General features: G+C 57.6%; 20 protein-coding genes and 3 pseudogenes. 14 read left to right on the forward strand and 9 right to left on the reverse strand.

Annotation, left to right across the window (positions count from 1 at the left end):
- Window positions 1-34 precede the first annotated feature (34 nt).
- The 3 genes from N1037_19910 to N1037_19920 are packed head-to-tail and all read right to left on the reverse strand — an operon-like array spanning window position 35 to window position 1,284.
- Window positions 35-316 (reverse strand): TrbC/VirB2 family protein, encoded by a 282-nt coding sequence (locus N1037_19910; GenBank protein UWS81540.1) that lies wholly within the window; start codon window positions 314-316, stop codon window positions 35-37.
- Window positions 317-332: 16 nt separating this feature from the next.
- A complete protein-coding gene (locus tag N1037_19915; GenBank protein ID UWS81541.1) occupies window positions 333-1,010 on the reverse strand; it encodes a lytic transglycosylase domain-containing protein in 678 nt (225 codons plus the stop codon).
- Window positions 970-1,284: a hypothetical protein gene (locus tag N1037_19920; GenBank protein UWS81542.1), complete on the reverse strand. Its 315-nt coding sequence runs from the start codon at window positions 1,282-1,284 to the stop codon at window positions 970-972. Before N1037_19920 ends, N1037_19915 begins: the two co-directional genes overlap by 41 nt.
- Window positions 1,285-1,416: 132 nt before the next feature.
- Here N1037_19920 and N1037_19925 point away from each other — a divergent pair, with 132 nt between their 5' ends.
- Entirely contained in the window at window positions 1,417-1,995 is a 579-nt protein-coding gene (locus N1037_19925; GenBank protein ID UWS81543.1) for a hypothetical protein, read from the forward strand.
- Here N1037_19925 and N1037_19930 read toward each other — a convergent pair.
- From N1037_19930 to N1037_19945, 4 genes are all read right to left on the reverse strand, one after another.
- Window positions 1,989-2,189, reverse strand: coding sequence for a hypothetical protein (locus tag N1037_19930; GenBank protein ID UWS81544.1), 201 nt, complete (start codon window positions 2,187-2,189; stop codon window positions 1,989-1,991). The genes N1037_19925 and N1037_19930 overlap by 7 nt on opposite strands.
- A 78-nt stretch (window positions 2,190-2,267) precedes the next feature.
- On the reverse strand, window positions 2,268-2,477 hold the full coding sequence (locus N1037_19935) for a helix-turn-helix transcriptional regulator (GenBank protein UWS81545.1): 210 nt from the start codon (window positions 2,475-2,477) through the stop codon (window positions 2,268-2,270).
- 358 nt (window positions 2,478-2,835) lie between these two features.
- Window positions 2,836-4,017 carry an FAD-dependent oxidoreductase gene (locus N1037_19940; protein ID UWS81546.1) on the reverse strand — a complete coding sequence of 394 codons (1,182 nt, stop codon included), beginning with the start codon at window positions 4,015-4,017 and terminating at the stop codon, window positions 2,836-2,838.
- Between the two features lie 32 nt (window positions 4,018-4,049).
- Entirely contained in the window at window positions 4,050-6,665 is a 2,616-nt protein-coding gene (locus tag N1037_19945) for a LuxR C-terminal-related transcriptional regulator (GenBank protein UWS81547.1), read from the reverse strand.
- A 212-nt stretch (window positions 6,666-6,877) separates the two neighbouring features.
- Here N1037_19945 and N1037_19950 point away from each other — a divergent pair, with 212 nt between their 5' ends.
- The 13 genes and pseudogenes from N1037_19950 to N1037_20010 all read left to right on the forward strand — a co-directional run bounded on the left by N1037_19950 (window position 6,878) and on the right by N1037_20010 (window position 20,438).
- Entirely contained in the window at window positions 6,878-8,089 is a 1,212-nt protein-coding gene (locus N1037_19950) for an alkane 1-monooxygenase (GenBank protein ID UWS81548.1), read from the forward strand.
- 173 nt (window positions 8,090-8,262) lie between these two features.
- Window positions 8,263-8,352: pseudogene (locus tag N1037_19955) on the forward strand (rubredoxin).
- A 180-nt stretch (window positions 8,353-8,532) separates the two neighbouring features.
- The gene (locus tag N1037_19960; GenBank protein UWS81583.1) at window positions 8,533-8,733 is read left to right on the forward strand and encodes a rubredoxin; all 201 of its coding nucleotides are present in this window, start codon (window positions 8,533-8,535) and stop codon (window positions 8,731-8,733) included.
- A gap of 10 nt (window positions 8,734-8,743) precedes the next feature.
- Window positions 8,744-10,189 (forward strand): aldehyde dehydrogenase family protein, encoded by a 1,446-nt coding sequence (locus tag N1037_19965; protein UWS81549.1) that lies wholly within the window; start codon window positions 8,744-8,746, stop codon window positions 10,187-10,189.
- A 31-nt stretch (window positions 10,190-10,220) separates the two neighbouring features.
- Window positions 10,221-11,849, forward strand: coding sequence for a choline dehydrogenase (locus tag N1037_19970; GenBank protein ID UWS81550.1), 1,629 nt, complete (start codon window positions 10,221-10,223; stop codon window positions 11,847-11,849).
- Between the two features lie 150 nt (window positions 11,850-11,999).
- The gene (locus N1037_19975) at window positions 12,000-13,622 is read left to right on the forward strand and encodes a long-chain fatty acid--CoA ligase (GenBank protein UWS81551.1); all 1,623 of its coding nucleotides are present in this window, start codon (window positions 12,000-12,002) and stop codon (window positions 13,620-13,622) included.
- Window positions 13,623-13,715: 93 nt separating this feature from the next.
- The gene (locus tag N1037_19980) at window positions 13,716-14,060 is read left to right on the forward strand and encodes a hypothetical protein (GenBank protein ID UWS81552.1); all 345 of its coding nucleotides are present in this window, start codon (window positions 13,716-13,718) and stop codon (window positions 14,058-14,060) included.
- Window positions 14,048-14,401, forward strand: coding sequence for an outer membrane beta-barrel protein (locus N1037_19985; protein UWS81553.1), 354 nt, complete (start codon window positions 14,048-14,050; stop codon window positions 14,399-14,401). The genes N1037_19980 and N1037_19985 overlap by 13 nt, the downstream gene beginning before the upstream one ends.
- A 143-nt stretch (window positions 14,402-14,544) precedes the next feature.
- A complete protein-coding gene (locus tag N1037_19990; GenBank protein ID UWS81554.1) occupies window positions 14,545-15,732 on the forward strand; it encodes an acetyl-CoA C-acyltransferase family protein in 1,188 nt (395 codons plus the stop codon).
- Window positions 15,733-15,743: 11 nt separating this feature from the next.
- Entirely contained in the window at window positions 15,744-15,998 is a 255-nt protein-coding gene (locus N1037_19995; protein UWS81555.1) for a hypothetical protein, read from the forward strand.
- 23 nt (window positions 15,999-16,021) lie between these two features.
- A pseudogene (locus tag N1037_20000) lies at window positions 16,022-16,276 on the forward strand (electron transfer flavoprotein subunit beta/FixA family protein).
- 63 nt (window positions 16,277-16,339) lie between these two features.
- Window positions 16,340-18,127 (forward strand): acyl-CoA dehydrogenase, encoded by a 1,788-nt coding sequence (locus tag N1037_20005; protein UWS81556.1) that lies wholly within the window; start codon window positions 16,340-16,342, stop codon window positions 18,125-18,127.
- A gap of 58 nt (window positions 18,128-18,185) precedes the next feature.
- The gene (locus tag N1037_20010) at window positions 18,186-20,438 is read left to right on the forward strand and encodes a 3-hydroxyacyl-CoA dehydrogenase/enoyl-CoA hydratase family protein (GenBank protein ID UWS81557.1); all 2,253 of its coding nucleotides are present in this window, start codon (window positions 18,186-18,188) and stop codon (window positions 20,436-20,438) included.
- Between the two features lie 272 nt (window positions 20,439-20,710).
- Here the strand turns inward: N1037_20010 and N1037_20015 are convergent, their stop codons facing one another.
- Window positions 20,711-21,265, reverse strand: a complete 555-nt coding sequence (locus N1037_20015) for an IS30 family transposase (GenBank protein ID UWS81558.1) — start codon at window positions 21,263-21,265, stop codon at window positions 20,711-20,713.
- A pseudogene (locus N1037_20020) lies at window positions 21,220-21,936 on the reverse strand (IS66 family transposase). Before N1037_20020 ends, N1037_20015 begins: the two are co-directional and overlap by 46 nt.
- Between the last annotated feature and the right edge of the window lie 3 nt (window positions 21,937-21,939).

Raw genomic sequence — 21,939 nt, forward strand, 5'->3', positions numbered from 1 at the left:
GGATGTGAGGTTGCGGGAAAGTCATCGGCCAACCTCAGGAGAAGCCGTCGACGATTGTGCCCGCCGAGAAGATCAGCACGATCCCGATGATGACCGAAGCGAACCAGCCCCAGTTCAGCCGTCCCATCATGCACATGAAACCGGTGCCGATGACGGCGAGCGTCGCGACTGCAATCCCGATCGGACCGGTCAGCGCGGCCTCGACGGTTTCCAGCATGGTCTGGATGGGTGACAAGTCTTGCGCGAGAACGGGCGTTGCGAAAGCCGCCAAGGTTGTGGAGACGGGCAAGAGGCGGCTGAGGCGATGTCTGAGCATGCGAAGTTCCCTTGTTTTACTGAAGATCGATAAGGACGGGCGCGCGGGCTGGCACCTGGTCTGCGATGCGAGTGTCCGGCGCGGAAACGGGGGTGCCTGCCAGCCGGGACCGAATCCGGTGGATGCGCGCGATGTAGTCGCGGGTCTCGGTGAAAGGCGGGATGCCGGAATATTCGACGACCCGATGCGGCCCGGCATTGTAAGCCGCGAGCGCCAAGTCGATGTCCTTGAACGTGGCAAGCTGCGCGAGCAGATAGCGCGCTGCGCCGTCGAGGTTCTGAGTGGGATCGCGCGGATCAACCCCCAGGGCGCGAGCCGTGTCCGGCATCAGCTGGCCCAGGCCATAGGCCCCCTTGGGACTGACGGCGGTCGGGTTGTAGCTGCTTTCCGCCTCGACAAGGGCGCGGAACAGGACCTGCCAGTCGTCGGCGCCCAGATTAACTTGGCGCAGGGCACGGTTCCTCTGGTGGCGGACGGCAGTCGTCTGGATCAGGGAAAGGATGTCGTCACGACCGGAAGGCTGCGCAACATCCAGCGAGGCCAGAACGACTTCGGCCTCAGCGCTATCATCCAGCCCTGCCCAGGCAGGCCGCTCACCATGAAACGTCCAGCCCGAAGTCCGGGCGGTCCCGTCGCGGCCGAAGGCGATGACGTCAGCCGCGCTCCTCGAGGGTGATGCTGTAGTCAGGACCAAAGCGCAGATCGCGCCCGTCACCGAACTCGAGATGATGTTTGAAGAGCCCCGGCCATATGTTGAAATACCGAGGCTCTGGCCCGTGCGGGGTGATCCGTGTCGAGACCAGAATGGCTTCCGGCTCGCCCTCGCGCAGGTAGATGCACTGGTAGCGCGGCTTGCCATCGTCCGTGAACCCCACGAGTTCATACCGGCAGCGGAACGCGATGCCCTTCTCGGACAAGTCTTTGACACCATCGATGGTGATCAGGATCTGGTTGCGCGCTATCGGCATGTTCGGACTCTCCCCACGAGAGCCCTTCTACTTCACGACACTAAGGCCATAAAGTCATATGGAGTCAATACGACATATTGCAGAAAATTGCATATTGCACGATAGTTGCCGCAACTTTTGCGGGAGAGCGACATGAGACGACAGGTGATGGCGGCAACGATGGGTGTGATGGCGGTGTTCGGATCCCCGGAGAAGGCGCAGGCCTATGACATCGACTGCGCCATCATGCTCTGCATGGCAGGAGGGTTCCCGCCGAGCGCGGTCTGCGCACGGGCCTATCGCACGATGATCCGCCGCATCACGCCCTGGCCAAGCCTGCCGCCCTTCGGGGTCTGCACCTTTGCCCATGTGCCGGTCGAGCTGGGCGGTCCCGGCGGGGAGGGCGAACTCGACACCAACCTGCCGGAGTATGAATGGCTGAATCGCACCCATGTGATCTGGTTCGCCGGGCGATCCTACGAGCCTCGCGACGAACCCCGGCAATGGGATTGGTCGATCCGTTCCTGCGATCGCGAGAACCGGACCTGCCGCTACATCCAGCGGGTCTACGGATCCCACACGCCCTGGCCCTCGACATTCATCTCGGAAAGCGGTCAGGAGATCGCCTATCCGACCAGCGGTGGCCTTTGGCACTTCTATTCCCGCAGCATCATGGTCGAATACGGCGACTACGAGGGCAACATGGGCCACTCGGAGTGGTTCTCTTACTGATCCGAACGGTCCGATGTGTTCAGGGAAACCGGGCGAAGCTCGGCAAAGCTGACATCGAAGCGTTCTCGGTCGACATGCCAGCGGCGGCTCACCGAACCATCATTCCAACGGTAATCGGTGAACAGGTGGATCTCCTGCGTACCATCGTTCAGAAACCCGTCCTGAAAGGGCCAGCCTGTCTTTCTTTTCGCCATGTACCCGTGCCACTCGTACTGTTCTTGCCGTTCTTTCTTTCGTTGGGGAATGGCGGGATCAAAGCCGCAGGAAACAGACTAGCGTTTCGCGAAGAGTTCTTCGGGGTCGACATTGAGCGCCCGAGCGATGCGTTCGAGAAGGTCGAGGGAGGCCGCGAACTTGGCGTTCTCGACCTTGCCCATATGGCCGCGGCTCACGTCGGCCCGATGAGCAAGCTCCTCCTGGCTGAGGCCGCGGGCGCGTCTCAATTCCTGGATGTTCAGTGCTACACGGTCCCGCAAGTTCATGCCCGCGAAACGGACACGATGCGCGAAATATCGCCACGCGATATATGTTACATTCGGAGGTGCGGAGTAGAATTCTTGGAACGGCGCGTGATCGCCGGAATGGGGTGCCTGCCCAAAAGCAGGTCACGGGATGATCCGTCTCGCAAACATTATGGGCCGTTCAATTACTCTTTCGGAAAAGGGCGGCACCGGCAATACCGGTGCCGCCAGTTGGTCGTCCACAGGGAGGTTGTAGAGGACGAATTCTAAAGGAAGCGACTTTTAGCTGTAGGCTGCACAGCATTCATATTTGCTGTTGGCCATAAAATCCGAAGCACACTCCCTTCGGAAGTCGCATGGTTTTGACAGGGATTTTCAGTTACTTTGTATCTGAAAATGATACGGGAGAAATCTCTTTAACCAGTTCGCCTTGACGATGGGGAAGGTTTATAACCTCGGCTGCAACAAGACGGTCGCGGTATTTTAGGTGCACCTCCAATGACGTCGGAGGCTGGGTTGGAACGCGTCGTACCAGATCGTAACCGGCCGCTATTCCTATGGCTTGAACCTTCATGCCTTTGAGGTCGGACCAAAATCGTGGTGGTACGGGAGCTGGGCGTGTTTTATTGCAGATAGTAGCTGCTGCGATTTGTGCCTGGGAGGATGCGTTATGGACAGTTTCAATGCGCGGCTTTCCCGACACGAACGCGTTGTCACCGCGCGCGCAATCACCAATCGCGAAAATCTTGGGGTCGGATGTCCGCATGTCCTGATCCACACAGATTCCATTGTCACAAACCAAGCCCGCGTCCTGGGCTAAGGTTATATTCGGCGTCGCTCCAATACTCACCAAGACAAGATCGACCTTAATCTCTATTCCGTTTTCAAGGTTAATGGAAGAAACATGTTGATTAGCAGCGCCAAACTCTTCGAGACGCTTGTTGAACATGAAACGCACCCCAGCATCTGATAGCTTTTCAGTGATGAAGTTTGTCGCTGCCGGAGAGGCAACGCGAGCCATTGCTCGTCCACCAACCTCTATGATCGTGACGGCCTTTCCACTATCAATTGCGGCAGAGGCCACCTCGAGTCCGATCACACCGGCACCGACGATAACGACGTCGTGGCAGCCTGGGCGATTCAGTGCTTGGCGGAGTCCTGCAGAATCTCTCAAATCTCTTAGATAGTGAATCCCTTTAAGATCGGCCCCCGCCAAATCGAGGCGGCGAGGCGTTGCTCCCGTTGCGAGGATCAAGTTATCGAATTTCGTTGTTTTTCCATCCAAGAAGCGGATTCGACGCTTGTTCCTGTCAATTTTGACGACCTTGCGCGCGCGCATCAGTTCAATGCCGTTAGACTCATAGAACGAAAGAGGCCGCAAAGGGGTCGGTTTCGGTCTGTCTGAATCCAGCAACCACGCCTTTGACAGAGGTGGGCGTTGATAGGGGAGCGCCGCTTCTTCACCTATCAGCTTAATGGTGCCTTCGTAGCCGTTTCTGCGCAGTGTTGCGGCCGCAGTCGTCCCAGCGACCCCATTGCCTATGATCACGGTTGTTTCCATTTTTCGTTCCTCCCTGAGTGTGTAGAATCTTTTTAAATGAGGCCTTTCGAACGTGCGATTGACACGGCCTCGGTACGGTTGCTGGCATTTAGGGACGATAAGATTTTCCGGAAATGCCATTTGATGGTGTCTTCCGTGACATGCAGGCGCGCTGCAATTTCCTTGTTGCTCAACCCCAGTGCCGCATGCTGCAAAACCCCGATTTGCTTTCGGCTGATCGGGGCAGATATATGAGCTGCGGGGAGCTTAGTGATCGTCAGTTCATGTGCCGTTTTTCCGGCAATCGAAACTTGGTCTGCCTTTTGACCCAGGAACGCTTTTGCTGTTGGGCTGATGACCCTCAGAAAATGCCGCCTGTTTTCCAAAGTCCTGAATGCACCCAGTTGTTGTGCTTGCAGATTGGCATCGACCATCCTTTTTTTTGCTTGCTTTTCTTCGCCCATCAGATGGACGGTGGTCGCAAGCGTGCATTGCGCCCTGATCTCACCGCGTTGGTCCCTGATGGCGGCAAAGTTCGTCAGAGCTTTTCGCGCCTGCCTCTCGGCCAGACCCAGTTTCCCGTCACGCAGAAACCTTGAGGCTTCGAGCAACTCACGTTCCGCCTGGATAGCGCGATTTTGGTTTGGCAAGAAGACCAAGTCTTCGTCCGATGGGAGAGGTTCGATCCCGAGCGGGGTACTCGTTCGGGTTCCCATGGCAAAGACTTCGGTGCCCAACCGAATCAGGATACCCAACCGCTTCAAGCCGCGCTCGTTTGCCGCAAGGCGGCAGCGTTCCAGCAGCAAGAAGGCCCGCGATGTGTCACCCCGGCGAATATATACTTCGACCGCGCTTCGAACCGTGTTCCACACCACATCCGTCACCCCGAATGCCAGAGCGAAATCAAGAGCCTCTTGCAGGAGGCTGCCGTCAGGTGTGATTGTTTCGTCTTCTGCCTGGACCTGAAATTCGAAGGAGGTGAACATTCCTCTGACAAACGGCGTGCGCTCGTGGGCGACGTTTTCATCTTTCTGTGCCCGCCGGATTTCGGCGCGCGCGCCATAAATGTCGCCATTGAGCAGTCTGGCCAGGATACCGGCGGCAGCAAGCCAGCCAAACGCATAGCGGTGACGGACTGCTCCGCTTGTGACCGTGGCCGTGGCGATTTGATCTGAAAGGATAGTGAACTGCCTGTCAGAGGCGGCAATGAAGGCTCTGCAGGTCTGTGCAGCCGCCTGCCCGACGGGGTTGACCAACCCATAGATGTCAACCCATGCAGTGCAGCCTTCATCGCTTTCTTTCATTTCATCATGTGTGGCCAGACCAATGGCGTGGACCAGTTCCCCCCATCCATTCGGGTCGTCCTGTTTCGCGGGATCTGAAGCGGGCAAGGCGTTCAGTCTGTCCAGCACCTCTTGAGCTTCCTGAGCACGTTGGCCGAAGTACAGCACCCAAGCATATCCGATGGCCAAGGATGGTGTCTGGATTAATTTGAACCGAGGAATGCCGGTGAACCAGGTTATCAAGGCCTCGATCTCTCCCTGCCTCAGGGCAAGGTCCAGCAGAGCTTGTTCGCCCAGACGTTGGGCCCAATTATGATCTTGGGCCCGCAGGGCCACTTTAATGACCAAGCGGTATTCCCTTCTTCGCCAATGCCAGAATGCGATACGTTTCAGGAAATACGACTGGCGCGATCCGTTTGCCTCTATGAAACGATTGCGCAGATAATCTTTCAGCGCCCGGTTCATTTCATAGCGGTTTGGTGTTGCAGCGCTGGACGCCAAAAGGCGATAGTGCGCTTCAAGTTTAGCCAGTTTGAGGCCTGCAGCGTCCGTCTTGAACACGTAGTTGCAGATATCTTCAGTGATTTCTTCCAGCCAGCTGGCTTTCTCCAGGCAATCGCGGAGCGGTTGCGGCACCTGCGCCAGCACATCGTTTTCGAAATAGGCCTGAACCTCGGGCAGATGGACGATGCCTTCGCCTGAGGCAGTCGATTTTCCCGCCAGCGCGCACAGAAGCGGCCAGCCGCCCGTCAAATCGAACACTCTCTTTGCCTGGTCTGAGTCCAGTGACAGAACCAAGCCAGTCTCATCGAGGGTGAAACCCAAATCGTCCGGGCCGATCGTAACGACATCCGAGAGGACCGACAGAGAGACCGTCGCGTCGGGCAAGCCTTCGCTTATGACCAATCGAACGGTTTCCGGCGTTTCCAGTGTGATCGTTCTCAGAAACCTTTGCGTAGTGGCAGCGTCTGCTACGCCATCCAGGCAGATCGTGACGGGTCTTTCATGATCCGTGAGCAGGCGCAGCGCGAGGATATTCACACTACTCGTGGTCGGTTTCTCGGAGAATCCTTCGGAGGAAAGCGCCGCGACAATCGAATTCGCAATTAAATCGGCTTCAGACAGGTCCTTTGGCCAGAACGACGAAAAATCCAGGTAGATGCAGTCTTCGTTTCTTTCGAGCGCGGCTTGGGCGCACTGCGCGACCTGGACAGACTTGCCAAAACCGGGAGGCGCTTTGTAACGAAGACACTTGGCTGTCGGGTGTCCTACAAAACTTAGCCTGTCGCGTTTAAGATAACCTCGTGAGTACCTCGTACGACGGGTATTCATCCGTTCCAAAAAGTCTGAGATGTCGTCTGGGTTTGCTCTGGAGGGCGTTGTCATCCCTCCCTCCCCGAAGCGATGTATCGTTGGTGTCCCGACTCCATAACCATAGCGCGCGAAACTCAAAACTACACGAACGTGTAGTTGTTAGCTGGCCTGGTTGAGAGGATTTTGCCATCTCAGCGTCAAACGGCAGGAGGGAGCAATGCAATACGCTTACGCTTCCGGCCACCGTAAGGCCAAATGACAGCCTTTCAGGGAGGAACAGACTGATGAAGGATTTGAACGAAACGGCCGCGGCGGAAGCCGGCGCCGATGAAGCATACGTTGATAAGAAACGGTATTTTTGGATCTTGTCCGTATTCTGGCCAGCAACGCCGCTGATCGGACTTTACCTGGTCTCGGTAACCGGCTGGAGCATCTGGTACGGAACGGTGCTGATTCTGTGGTATCTGGCGGTGCCATTGCTGGACGCCATGTTCGGAGAGGATTTTTCGAATCCCCCCGAATCGGCCGTGCCTGATCTTGAAAAAGATCGCTACTATCGCGTGCTCACCTATTTGACTGTACCCATGCACTATGCGGCTCTGGTCGGGTCCTGCTGGTGGGTGGCAACCCAATCGGTCAATGCCTTTGAGTTCATTGCGCTTGCACTGTCGCTGGGTATCGTCAACGGTTTGGCACTGAACACCGGCCATGAACTGGGCCACAAGAAAGAAACATTTGACCGCTGGATGGCCAAACTGGTGCTGGCAGTCGTGGGCTATGGCCACTTTTTCATCGAGCATAACAAAGGGCACCACCGCGACGTGGCGACCCCGAAAGATCCGGCAACATCGCGTATGGGTGAAAACATCTATTCTTTCGCAACCCGCGAAATCCCCGGTGCCTTCAAACGCGCCTGGGAGCTCGAAGAAGTTCGCCTTGAGCGGAGTGGCAAGAGTGTCTGGAGCCTGGACAACGAGATCCTTCAGCCGCTGATCATTACCGTCGTTCTTTACGCCGGACTGCTGGCATTCTTCGGGCCGATCATGCTTGTGTTCCTGCCCATTCAGATGGCGTACGGATGGTGGCAGCTGACCTCGGCCAACTATATCGAACACTATGGCCTGCTGCGCGAAAAACTGCCCAACGGCAAATACGAGCATCAGAAGCCGCACCATTCGTGGAACTCGAACCATATCATGTCCAACCTGATCCTGTTCCACCTGCAGCGGCACTCGGACCACCACGCGCACCCGACGCGGTCCTATCAATCGCTGCGCGACTTCAAGGATCTGCCTGCGCTTCCTTCGGGCTATCCCGGGATGTTCTTTGCGGCGCTGGTCCCCTCGTGGTTCCGATCGATCATGGATCATCGTGTCTTGGACTGGGCCAAAGGTGACCTGAACAAGATTCAGATCGAGCCTGGCATGCGTGAGTACTATGACCGTAAATTCGGGTCGGTCGCACCTGCGCAACCTGCCGCCATGCCTGCCGAATAAAACCCTCGCATGGCGCCTCAGACTAAGGAGTTGGCCCCGATGGGGCCAACACTGACCTGACAAACAGCCCCTTGCTCTCACTCGATGACGGGGCCGCAGACACAACCGACAGAAAATCTGGAACGACGCATGTGCTTGCCTGTCAACGCACGTGTGTAAGGGAGGAATGAACAATGGCTAAATATCAATGCCCGGATTGCGGTTACACCTACGATGAAATCCAGGGCCACCCGCATGAGGGGTTCCCGCCGGGAACGCCGTGGTCACAAGTGCCCGAAGACTTTTCGTGCCCCGATTGCGCGGTCCGCGACAAAGAGGACTTTGTGCTGATCGGCGAAGCCGCAGCGCTAGCACCAACCCCGGCACCGACACTCGCTCCGGCCCCGGCACCCGAACCCGTGGCGGTTGACGCTCCTGCCGCCGCACCGCAAGCGCCTGCTCCGGTGGCACAGGCGGCCCCCGCCGCCGGAACCACCTACCGGAAATGGCTTTGCATAACATGCGGTCATATCTACGACGAAGCCCTTGGCGACGAACACGAAGGTTTCCCGCCGGGAACTCTGTTCAGTCAGATCCCCGATGATTGGTGCTGTCCGGACTGTGGCGCCACGAAAGAGGACTATGTCCTCTACGAAGAGAAGTAGGAGCGTGAACATGAATCAGGTTGCATCATTTCACGCAAAAACAGCCAGTGCCGATGACATCCGAGCGGCGTTTGACACCCAGATTCGGGCACAACTTGCCCGGCGTGCCAGTTTTGACCGCAAGGCACGCATTGCACAGCTGGACCGCCTAGCAGAGGCCGTCAAACGGAACGAGGACAAAATCATCGCGGCTTGCGCCGCTGATTTTCGCAAACCCGCCGAAGAAGTGAAACTGACCGAGATCTTCCCTGTGCTTCAGGAAATCCGGCACACCAAACACCATTTGAAGTCGTGGATGCGCCCCAAACGGGCGCGCGCCACTTTGGGGGTGTTTGGCACCAAGGCACGGGTTCGCCCCGAGGCCAAGGGTGTGTGCCTGATCATCGCGCCCTGGAACTATCCAGTGAATCTTTCGCTCGGGCCGCTGGTTTCGGCAATCGCGGCCGGCAACAGTGCCATCATCAAGCCGTCAGAAATGACGCCAAATGCGTCCCGTGTCATCATCGACATCGTGGAAGAGGCGTTCACACCGGATCTGGTCAGGGTCATCGAAGGCGACGCCACGGTTTCCCAAGAGCTACTGTCGCTTCCGTTTGACCACATTTTCTTCACGGGCAGCCCGGCAATCGGCAAGGTCGTGATGGAGGCGGCGGCAAAAAACCTGACATCGGTCACTCTGGAACTTGGTGGTAAGTCGCCCACAATCGTCGGGCCCAACGCCAATATCAAGAAGGCCGCGCGCAACATCGTCTGGGGTAAGTTCGCAAACAACGGTCAGACCTGTATCGCACCGGATCATGTGTATGTACATCGCGATGTTTCGACTGCGTTCAAGGCTGCGCTTCAGGCCGAGATCGGCCGGGTCTATGGAAAGACGCCCGAGGCTCAAAAAGCAACGCCCGACTATTGCCGGATTGTGAACGAACGTCACTTTGACAGGGTTCGCAACCTGATCGAGGATGCCCGTGCCAAAGGCGCAAGCATCCTTCAGGGCGGGCAGACAGACGCGGCCCAGAATTTCGTTGCCCCGACGCTGATCTCCGAGGTTTCGGACGATATGGAAATCACTCACGAAGAACTGTTTGGGCCGATCTTGCCGATCATCGAATATGTCGATCTGGATAAAGTTATCGACAAGATCAACGCAAACCCCAAGCCGCTTGCCCTGTATATCTTCGACAAAAGCAAGGGCTTCGCTGATCAGATCATCACGCGCACCTCTTCGGGCGCGGTGGGCGTAAACCTTACAGTGGTGCATTTCCTGCACCCGAACCTTCCATTTGGCGGCGTCAACAACTCCGGCATTGGGTCGGCCCATGGCGAACACGGCTTCAAGGCCTTTTCCCATGAAAAAGCCGTTCTGGAGGAAAAGCATTCGATCACGCATATGCTTTTCCCGCCTTACACGGGCTTTGTACGCCGTCTTATCAACATCGTGGTCCGGGTGCTTGGATAACAGCCGCCCGTAACCAATAGGGAGAGAAGAAATGTACGACTATATCATCGTCGGCGCCGGATCCGCTGGTTGCGTTCTGGCCAACCGGCTGTCGGCAAACCCGGCAAAACGCGTCGCGCTTATCGAAGCAGGCCCAAAGGACAAGAGCCCCCTGATCCACATGCCATTGGGGATCGCCTTGCTGGCCAACAGCAAAAAGCTGAACTGGGCATTCGACACCGAACCGCAAGAGCACCTGAATGGCCGCAAACTGTTCTGGCCACGCGGCAAGACGCTGGGCGGGTCGTCGTCCATCAACGCCATGGTCTATATTCGTGGCCACAAGGCCGATTACGACTACTGGGCGTCCGAGGCAGGCACGGATGTCTGGGGCTGGGACCGCATGACCGACCTGTTCAAGCGCATCGAAGACAACCATCGGTTCGGTGCAACCGAAACCCACGGTAGGGGCGGCGAGCTCTCCGTGAGTGAGCTGAAAACCGTGAACCCTCTGAGCCGTGATTTCGTACAGGCTGGGCGCGAACTGCAGATCCCCCACAACGGCGATTTCAACAGCGCCGAACAAGAGGGCCTGGGCATGTATCAGGTCACGCAAAAGGATGGTCGGCGTTGGAGCTCGGCGCAAGCTTTCCTGCGCGGGGCTGAGGCCCGGTCCAACCTTGAGATTTTCACCGACGCCCGCGTGACCCGCGTTGTCATGGAGGAAAAGACGGCAACCGGTGTCACCTTACAGCAAAGTGGCGAATATCGCCAACTGCGTCTCAATGCCGGCGGCGAAGTGATCCTGTCCGGCGGGGCCGTGAATTCGCCTCAACTCCTCCTTCTGTCGGGTATCGGGGATGCCCAAGAAATTAAACGGCATGGTCTAGCCGTCGTTCACGACCTTCCCGAGGTTGGCAAGAACATGGCCGACCACCTCGATGTAACGATTATGCATGCTGCTAGCTCACGGCGCCCGATCGGTGTCGCGCCCAGCTTTCTGCCGCGTGGCATTGGTGGTTTGTTTTCCTACATCTTCAGACGTAAAGGGTTTCTCACGTCAAATGTTGCGGAAAGCGGTGGGTTCATTAAGTCGTCCCCTGAACGCGATAGGCCGAATGTTCAGTTTCACTTCCTGCCCACATATCTGAAAGATCATGGCCGCAAGATCGCTTTTGGTTATGGCTATACGCTTCACATCTGCGATCTTTTGCCCAAGAGCCGCGGCTATATCGGCCTCAAAAGCCCGGATCCGATGGACGATCCTCTGATTCAGCCGAATTATCTTAGCGATCCGGAAGATATGGGAACGATGATTGCAGCCTTCAAAGCTGGGCGCAGGATACTCGAAGCGCCGGCAATGTCTGCGCACAGCAAATACGAAGTGCACCCCGGTAAATCTGTACAGACCGACGATGAGATCGCGGCATTCATTCGGGAAAGCGCAGAAACAATCTATCATCCGGTTGGTACATGCCGAATGGGTGCGGACAAGGATTCTGTGGTCGACCCCGAGCTTAAGGTTCGCGGTGTATCTGGGCTGCGAGTGGTGGACGCATCCATCATGCCAAGCCTTGTCGCTGGAAACACCAACGCCCCGACCATGGTCATCGCTGAGAATGCGGCCGAGATCATTCTGGGGCAGGTGCGTATTTTTGACAGGAGCCGGTCTGTTGCCTAAAAAATCTTACGAAAATCATGAAAAAACAGCCAGTTGCCAAGGATGCGATGGGGTTTGTTGTAAGAAACTGCAAGCCGCGACTAGCGGCTTGCGAGCCTACCAGACCGACCAAATAGCCGCTCCTAAACACAAATCCGGAAAGGAAGCTAAATGCGCGGACAAATGATGGCGATGCCCCTCACAATACACTCACTCATTGATCACGGCGCTCGCTATCATGGCAACACCGAGATTGTGTCGGTGGAAACAGATGGCACAAAGACAAAGACGAACTGGAAAGGGATTTCGGATAGAGCCCGTCAGCTCGGCTCCGCGCTGACAAAGCTGGGGCTCTTCCAAGGGGATCGCGTGGCGACGATCGCGTGGAACAACGCGCGGCATCTGGAATGCTACTTCGGCATTTCCTGCGGTGGAATGGTGTGCCACACGATCAATCCACGCCTCTTCCCCGAACAGCTTGTCTATATCATCAACCACGCGGAAGACCGGGTCATCTTTTTTGACAAGACGTTCCTGCCGATCATCGAAGGGATCAGGGAAAACCTGACGACGGTCGACACCTTCGTTCTCATGTCCGCGCGTGACGAAAAGGCAGCCAGCAAGATCCCCGGACTTATATTCTACGAGGACTTCCTGGCCACGGGGGACGAAAACGCCGATTGGGTGGATGTCGACGAGAATGACGCCTCCAGCCTTTGCTATACCTCCGGCACCACGGGTAATCCCAAGGGCGTTCTTTATTCGCACCGCTCTACGGTGTTGCATTCCTTGGGCGCGGCCCTTCCCGATACGCTGAATATTTCAGCGCGCGAAGTGATGATGCCGGTGGTTCCGATGTTCCACGTTAATGCCTGGGGCATCCCCTATGCCGCCGCGATGGTCGGCGCAAAACTGGTCCTGCCCGGTCCGGGGCTTGACGGTGACAGCCTCGCACGGCTGATCGACGACGAAGGCGTGACGGTCGCGCTTGGTGTTCCTACAATCTGGCAGGGGCTTCTCGCATCGCTCGACAAACTCGGCTCCAAAGCCGAGACCCTCACACGGACGGTGGTCGGCGGATCGGCCTGCCCGCCTTCGATGATCGCCGAATTCCGCGACAAATATGGCACCGAAGTCGTGCACGCTTGGGGCATGACCGAAACCTCGCCTCTCGGGACCGCGAATGCCTTGCTGGAACGCCATGCGGGCATGACCAAGGAAGAACAGGCCAAAGTGCGCGAAAGCCAGGGCCGCCCGCCCTATGGCGTGGAACTCAAGATCGTCGACGATGAAGGCAGTACACTTCCCGAGGATGGGGCGGCGCAAGGCAATCTTCGCATTCGCGGCCATTGGGTCGTAGACAGCTATTTCGGTGCGGAACCGGGTACGACTTTGGAATCCGATGGATGGTTTGAAACCGGCGATGTGGCCTCGATTGATGCCGATGGGTTCATGACGATTCGAGACCGCTCCAAGGACATCATCAAATCGGGCGGGGAATGGATTTCCACCGTCGAACTTGAAGGAATCGCGGTCGCTCATCCCGGTATTGCAGATGCCGCCGCAATTGCGGCGAAGCATGTAAAATGGGACGAACGGCCGGTCCTTGTCGCTGTCAAGGCACCAGGGGCAAAAGTGTCAGAGAAGGATGTGATTTCCTTCTTCTCCGACAAAGTCGCCAAATGGCAGATCCCGGATGCGGTCGTTTTTGTGGATGAACTTCCACGAAACGCAACTGGCAAAGTGCTGAAGAACAAGCTGCGGGAAGCATATGGAGACGTGCTTCTGGCGTAGCCTGAAAACAGGCAGGCGGATTTGCAGATCGCATGTTCCGCCTCCTTGAGACCGAGCAAAATGCGCGGAAGAACGACTAAAAGGGAGGAATAAATGAAACAATCTAATGTAAAATCCAAGGGGCCTTTTGCCTCGAAGTTTGTGTTAATCACGATGCTTGGTTGCTTTTCGTCGTTCAGCGTCGCAAATGCGGAACCGCTTTACTCCAAAGGCGACTGGCTTTTTGGCCTGAATGCGGCGAAAGTATTCACGAACGAAACGTTGGATTCAATCAGCGCGGGCGGTGCGCCAATACCGGGGTCTGGTATCGATATCTCCGATGACACCACACTGAGTTTCGATGTTTCTTATTTCTTGAATTCATCTTTGGCATTGAATTTTTTTGTGGTTTTCCTGCAACCGCCGATCTTACAGGAACCGGCAGCTTGGGGGGGATGACCGTCGGAGAGACAAAATACGGCCCTGCCATCTTGTCGCTTCAATATCACTTTCCGACTAATTCATCCGTTAGCCCTTATGTTGGTGCCGGTATCGCTCGAATCTTGTTTCTGGAAGAACAAGGGGATGCACTTGCGGACTTCGACTTGAAAGACGCTTGGGCGCCTGCTCTCCAAGTTGGAATGCGCTATCAAATGAGCGATAATTGGTTTGCTAATGCCGATATACGTTACACGCCATTCGAAACAGATATCTCTGGGACACTCGGCGGGGCACCGGTCAGAGGCAAGGTTTCGGTGGACCCAACAATCTTGAATATCGGTGTTGCCTACCGGTTCTAGGGTCTCGTTTCTGACGGAAGTAACCCGGAGCGCGCGTGTCGCGCCTCGGAACATTTACTTCCGAACTTCTTGAAAAATGATTTCTGTACTGGGCAACGGACCAACGCGGTCTTCTTGATGCAGAACGAAGCAACGGTGAAAAAATGAAAGATATCGTAGTATTGGACGGTGCGCGAACAGCCATCGGAACCTTTGGAGGGGCTCTTGCCAACACGTCGCCTATCGAGCTTGGGGAGATCGTGGCGAAGGAGGCGATTGCTCGCTCTGGCATTGATGGCAGGCAAATTGAAAATGTGGTGTTTGGTCATGTTATTAATACTGAGCCGCGTGATATGTATCTTAGCCGCGCGGTCGCAATTGGGTCCGGAGTGCCAGAAGAAGCGCCCGCAATGAACGTAAACCGGCTCTGCGGTTCTGGGCTTCAAGCCATCGTGTCTGCGGCGCAGTCGTTGATTCAGGGAGATGCGGCCATAGCACTTGCCGGTGGCAGCGAAAGCATGAGCCGCTCGCCGTATATCATGCCGGCCATCCGCTGGGGGCAAAAAATGGGCGACACTGGTGCAACCGACATGATGCTCGGCGCACTCAATTGTCCGTTTGGCACAGGGCATATGGGGGTCACGGCGGAAAATGTTGCCTTAGAATATGCAATTACCCGCGAGGCTCAAGACGAGTTTGCACTGCAAAGTCAGGAGCGCGCCCTGAACGCGATCAATAACGGGTATTTCAAATCCCAGATTGTTCCCGTCGAGGTGAAGGGCAAACGCAACATGGTGTCTTTTGATACTGATGAACATCCTAAGGCAAGTACACTGGAATCGCTTGGAAACCTGCGCCCAGCCTTCCAGAAGGATGGTACAGTCACGGCGGGAAATGCTTCGGGCCTAAATGACGGGGCCGCCGCAGTTGTATTAGCGACTGCAGATACTGCAGCCAGAGCGAGATTGAAACCGCGAGCAAGGCTGCTCGGCTATCATATAGCAGGCGTGCGTCCGGACATCATGGGGATTGGGCCAATTCCAGCGGTATCAGGTCTTCTAAAGAGAACAGGACTGACAATTTCAGATTTTGATGTGATCGAGTCGAATGAGGCTTTCGCGGCGCAAGCTCTAGCTGTGAGCAAGACTCTTGGTTTGGACAATAACAAGGTGAATCCCAATGGTGGCGCAATAGCACTTGGACACCCGATCGGGGCATCGGGGGTTATAATCTTTCTAAAGGCGCTCTACGAGCTAGAGCGTACAGGTTTGAAACGGGCTCTGGCAACCATGTGCATTGGTGGTGGGCAGGGCATCGCGGTTGCTCTGGAAGCTATCAGGCCTTCGACGTAAACGTGCCGCTTTTGAACACGCTTGTCGATGGCTACAGGGTTGTTCTGGCCGCGCCGATCACCCAGCTCAGTCAGCTGATGGGATCGAACTTGATCATCGGCCCCGGACTCTCCATGGGCGTGCTTAACGACGGGCTCGCCTACAGCAAATACCGACCCTGTCCGCTATTGGTGAAATACGTCGAAGTCGGCTGGCTCGGACAAAGGACCAAACTCGGATTTTACGATTTTCGCGGCGAGGACACGATTCCCGTTCCAACCCGCTGACCCTTGAAGAAAGGAATAGACCCATGAAGGTGCTCGTTCCCGTCAAACGGGTGATTGATTACAACGTTAAGGTCAAGGTTAAGGCGGACGGCACGGGTGTCGATCTTGCCAATGTGAAGATGTCGATGAACCCGTTCGACGAGATTTCTGTCGAAGAGGCGATCCGTATGAAAGAAGCCGGTGTGGCTTCCGAGGTGGTGATCGTGTCCATAGGTGAAAAGAAAACCACCGACACTATTCGCAACGCTTTGGCCATGGGCGCGGACTTCGGCCTCGTCGCAGATCTGTTTGATGTTGTCCCGGAATTGACTGAGAAACTGTGATAAAAAGGAATTGAGGCAATGACCTATGTTGCGCCAACAGAAGAAATGATGTTCGTCCTTGAAGAACTTTGCGGGCTGGACGAAATTTCGCAACTACCCGGGCTTGAGGAAGCCAGTCCCGACATAGTGGGAGCGATCCTCGAAGAGGCGGGGAAATTTGCAGGCGATGTGCTCGGACCGCTCAACGCTGCGGGCGATCAGGCTGGGCTCGGTTTTGCCATGGGGCAGGTGACGACACCGGAAGGCTGGCGTGTCGCCTATGACACGCTGGTCGAGATGGGTTGGAACGCGCCCACGGCGGCGCCGGATCACGGAGGAATGGGCCTGCCGGAGGTGGTGAACGCCGCCATTATCGAAATGTTCAATGGCGCGAACACGGCGTTTCAGCTCTGTCCGCTTTTGACCCAGGGCGCGATTGAGGCGATCAACGGCTATGCCTCCGATGATCTCAAAACGCTCTACCTGCCGAAACTCGTGACCGGGGAATGGACCGGGACGATGAACTTGACTGAACCGCAGGCCGGGTCTGATCTGGCCGCTATCCGCACGAAAGCGGTGCCGGAGGGGGATCACTACCGGATCAGCGGGCAGAAAATTTTCATTACCTATGGCGAACATGACCTGGAGGAAAACATCATCCATCTCGTGCTCGCGCGCCTGCCAGATGCGCCCGCAGGCGTCAAAGGAATTTCGCTTTTCATTGTGCCGAAATTTATTCCCGATGCCGAGGGCACTCCGGGGTTGCGCAATGACCTGCGTTGTGTGTCGATTGAACATAAACTGGGCATTCACGCCAGTCCGACCTGCACCATGTCTTATGGCGATGAGGGCGGTGCCATCGGCTATCTGGTGGGTGAGCCCAACAAAGGGCTTCAGTACATGTTCACCATGATGAATAACGCGCGTTTGGGCGTGGGCCTGCAAGGTGTCGGTATTTCCGAGGCGGCCACGCAACATGCGGTGCGCTACGCGATGGACCGTGTGCAGGGCGGCACGCCCGAGGGCGCGGAAGCGGCCATTATGGGACACCCGGATATTCGCCGGATGCTGGGCCTGATGAAAGCGCGGACTGAAGCGGCAAGGGCTTTGGCATTTCGCGCGGCGCGGTCTCTGGATTTTGCGCATCGCGCAGAGGAAGACAAGACTCGTGCGCACCATCAGCGGCGCGTAGATCTTTTGATTCCGGTGGTGAAAGCCTGGTCAACGGAACTATCGGTGCATGTGGCATCTTTGGGCGTCCAAATCCATGGTGGCATGGGCTATATTGAGGAAACGGGCGCTGCGCAGCACCTGCGGGATGCGCGGATCACCACGATATACGAGGGCACGACCGGCATTCAGGCGCTCGACCTAGTGGGCCGCAAGATCAAACGCGACAACGGCACCGCCGCGCGCGAGCTGATCGCCGAGATGAATGCGACCGCCGAGGGGCTGAAGACGCAGAGCGGCGGGGACGCCGATTGGTCCGGACTGAGCGCGATGGTCGAAGAGGCTGCCGGAATCGTCGGCGATCTGACCGACTGGCTAGTGGCGCAAAACGGTACGGAGCCCCTGTCGGCAGCTGTCAATATCCTTGAGGCTTTTGGGATTTGCCTCGGCGCCTGGGTGATGGGCGATGCCGCAATTTCGGCGTCCAAGCGTCTTGCAGAAGGGCGCAACACGACCCATGCAAAGGCCAAGCTGAGCATGGTGCGGTTCTATGCCTCAAATGTCTTCCCCATGGCGGCGGCACTTCATGCGATTTCCAAGACTGGCAATGGCGCGACGCTTGCGCTGACGGCGGCGGATTTCGACCTCGCGATCTGAGGTCCTTCGGCGCGGGTATCTTCGCCCACGCCAACACATAGTGAAGTCTGGAGATATCATGAGCACGATCAAGACGGCCTTCGGGGTCGAGGATTTGGGATGCCGGCGCGTAGCGGTGATCGGCGCGGGAAATATGGGCGGCGGGATCGCAGCGCAGTTTGCCAATGCGGGGATTGCCGTCGATCTGCTGGATCGGGCGGGGCCGGATGGGGTGCGAGATGCGCCCGCTGAACGAGGCCTTGCGCAACAGATCGCGCGACAGGCGTTCATGGGGGAGGCGCCCGTCAGCCTGGTGCGGGTCGGCAATACCGAGGACCATCTGGAACGTGTGGCGGAGGCGGATTGGATCGTCGAAGCCATCCTTGAAGACCTCGACCTAAAACGTGCACTTTACGAACGGATCGAGCCTTTGCGCAAACCCGATGCGATTGTCTCCTCCAACACCTCGACCATTCTGCGCGGACGGCTGATCGAAGGGCGCGGTGCGGCGTTTCAGGATCATTTCTTGATCAGCCATTTCTTCAACCCGCCCCGGCGCATGGCACTATTGGAACTGATCGGATCTGAGGACCGGGTGGCGTTCGACCGCGCTGCCGAGATTGGGCGAAAGGCGCTTGGCAAAACCGTGATCGAATGCCGCGACACGCCGGGTTTCATCGCCAACCGACTGGGCTGTACCTGGCTTTCGGTGGCGGTGGTCGAGGCGTTGCGGCTTGGGCTGACGGTCGAGGAGGCAGATGCGGTGCACATGGCCTTTGGCGTGCCGCGCACGGGCGTCTTCGGCCTGCTGGATTTGGTCGGGCTTGATGTCGTCAAACCCATCTGGGGCTCGTTGATGGCGGCGCTGCCCCGGACGGACGCGATCAATGCGTTCGATCTGCCGGGGCAGGGGGTAATTACGGATCTTGTTTCTGCCGGGCGGTTCGGGCGCAAAAGCCGTGCCGGGTTTTACCGTAAGTCCGAGAGCGGTGCGTTGGAGGCGCTTGACCTGAACTCCGGCGTGTATCGTGCGCATAGCGGGTTCGCGCAGAAAGACCTGCCGGGGGCGGGGCGCGATCTCGATCTTTTGTTGAATAATGACACGGCCTCTGGGGCCTATGCGCGGGCGGTTCTGGCGCAGGTGGTGGACTATGCTTTGATCCACGCGGGTGAGATTGCGCCCTCGCTCAAGGAGACGGATCTCGGGATGGAGTTGGGCTATGCTTGGCGCGCGGGACCGGTAGCGTTGTGGCGGGAGCTGAGCCCTGAAACGCAGGCGCGTCTGCGGGCGCAGATGCCCGAAGGCGTGCCGTTCGAGGCGCTGGCGACTCCGGTCGTGCGGAGTGGCGAGGCGGACCGGCTGAGCCGGGCACAGGCCGCAGGCCAAGCACTGGCCCAAAATTCCTCTGCAGCGCTTTGGGATCTGGGCGATGATGTGATCTGCTTGGATATTCGGAGCAAAATGCACGCCCTTGCCCCCGCGGTCTTCGACATTCTCGAAGAGGGGGTGAGCCGCTTGAACGGCGCTGCGCGCGGGATGGTTGTCGGCAATCACAATCCGCGGGTGTTCTCCGCAGGTGCCGATCTGTCAAAGGTGGTGGCGTGGATCGAGGGCGGAAAATGGGCGGCGATCGAGGCCTTCATCACGCGCGGGCAAATGGTTCTCGCCGCCCTGCGGACGGCCCACACGCCCAGCGTCGCCGCGATGCACGGGCTGGCGCTTGGCGGTGGGTGCGAGTTGGCGATGCATTGCACGGGCACAGTGGCCCATGCCGAGACGCGGATCGGTCTGCCCGAACATCTTGTCGGTCTGGTGCCGGGCTGGGGCGGATGTCGGCGACTGTTGGACCGAGCCCGCGCCACAGCATCGCACGAGGCGGATTTGTCGGACCGGATCACGAGGGCCTTTCACGCGGCCACACTTGAGGCCCCCGCTGGGTCGGCGCGTGAGGCGGGGGATTTGGCTTTGTTGGATCCGTCTCAACCGGTGGTCATGCGTGACGACGATGTCTTTGCCGCAGCCCTTGCGCATCTCGACACATTGGAGCCGAGGCAGGGCGCGCAAGAGGTGGTGACATTGCGTCTGGATCGGCAGGCGGTTCTGAGCGGGTTGTTGTCGGAGCGCGAAACTGCCCGAGACGATGGGCGGATTACGCCGAACGCTTTTGCGCTTCAGTCGCGCATTGCCGAGATTTTCGCCGCAGGAGGGGCAGGGACGTCGGAGGCCGATCTGGCTGCTCTTGAGAGCGAGGTGTTCATGGCGCTGGTCGCGACGCCTGAAACGCTTGCGCGGATTGGCCACATGCTTCGGACCGGCAAACCGCTCCATTAAATGATGGCTCAAGGGTCGTTGCGACGGTTTCCGCTATCTCAGTTTCATCAGTTCTTCCCTGAATGCTTCAGTTGGTGTGCGCCATCCCAGACACTTTCTGGGCGTGCCGTTCAAGCGGGCAAAAATCGACTTCATATCTCGATTTGAGAGCGCGGCGACAGGCGCATCTCTTGGTAAGTAGCGCCGAGCACGCTTGTTCAGGTTTTCGACGGAACCCTTTTGCCACGGGGCTTGAGGATCACAGAACCATGCCTCGGTTCCGATTCCAGGTTTCAGCTTGCGCCGTTTCCAAACTCAATACCTCTATCAAAGGTGATCGATTTACGGGCTGTTTGGAGCAGGGGTTCCATCACAGTCATTAGCTTGTCCATCAGATGCGTTGTGCTGCGGTCGTTGTTACGGAACAGGACGGCGAAGCGGGTCTTCCGCTCAACGAGCGAGGCGACGTTCATCTTACCCTGAGCACGCTCGAAAATCATCAAATCGCCTTCCCATTCGCCAAAAGTCTCACGAGTATCAACGTAGTCGGGTCGTTCATGGATGGACCGATCTGGCGGGAAAACAAGGCCACGGGACCTGCGTGAATGGTGCGGTCTCCGTTTCTTGCGCCGGTTTGGTAGGTATCGGGCCAGCTCTTTGGATTGGCCGTCTGGACTGTAGACATAAGCATAAATTGTCTCGTAGCTCACACGAACTGTCTGGCCTTCAAAGTGCAATCGACCCGCGATCTGTTCGGGAGACCAACCTTCTTTGAGCGTAACCGGCCGGTAAGGACCGCAGCTTAGGCGACGGCCTTTGCCTCTTTGGATTGTGGCACCCAGTTCCACGGCAGGAGCTCGTCGAGGCGATTGATCTTGTGATCTCCGATGCGGGCAAGGATGTCTGCCAGGTAGGCTTCGGGGTCGTGGCCGCTGAGCTTCGCGCTTTCGATGATCGTCATGGCTTTCGCGAGGGTTTCACCCCCGGCATCGGCCCCGGCGAAGAGCCAATTCTTCCGACCAATCACCACGGGCTTGATCGCACGCTCGGCCGGGTTGTTGTCGATGGCCACGCGGCCGTCCTCCAGGAAGAGCGTGAAGGAGGGCCAGCGGCGGAGCGCGTAGCGGAAGGCTTTGGCCAGTGCGCTCTTGCCGGAGACCCGGCCGAGCTGGGCCTCCGACCACGCCTTGAAGTCCTCCGCCAGCGGGCGCGTGCGGGTCTGCCTAACGCGTCGCCGCTCTTCGGCGGAGCAGCCGGTGATCTCGCGTTCGATGTCGTAAAGCGCGCCGATACGGTCCAGCGCCTCCCGGGCGATCTCCGACTTGGTGCCGGTCCAGACATCGTGGAAGTCCCGGCGCAGGTGTGCCCAGCAGGCGGCCTCCCGGATGCGCACCGCGCCGGTAGCATCGGGCTCATAGAGCGCCTTGAAGCCCGTATAGGCGTCCGCCTGAAGGATGCCGCTGAACTCGGCCAAATGGCGGTGCGGATGCGCACTCTTCCGGTCCGGTGAGAAGAAGTAGTT

The sequence above is a fragment of the Phaeobacter sp. G2 genome, assembly GCA_025163595.1.
Classification (GTDB): Bacteria; Pseudomonadota; Alphaproteobacteria; order Rhodobacterales; family Rhodobacteraceae; genus Pseudophaeobacter.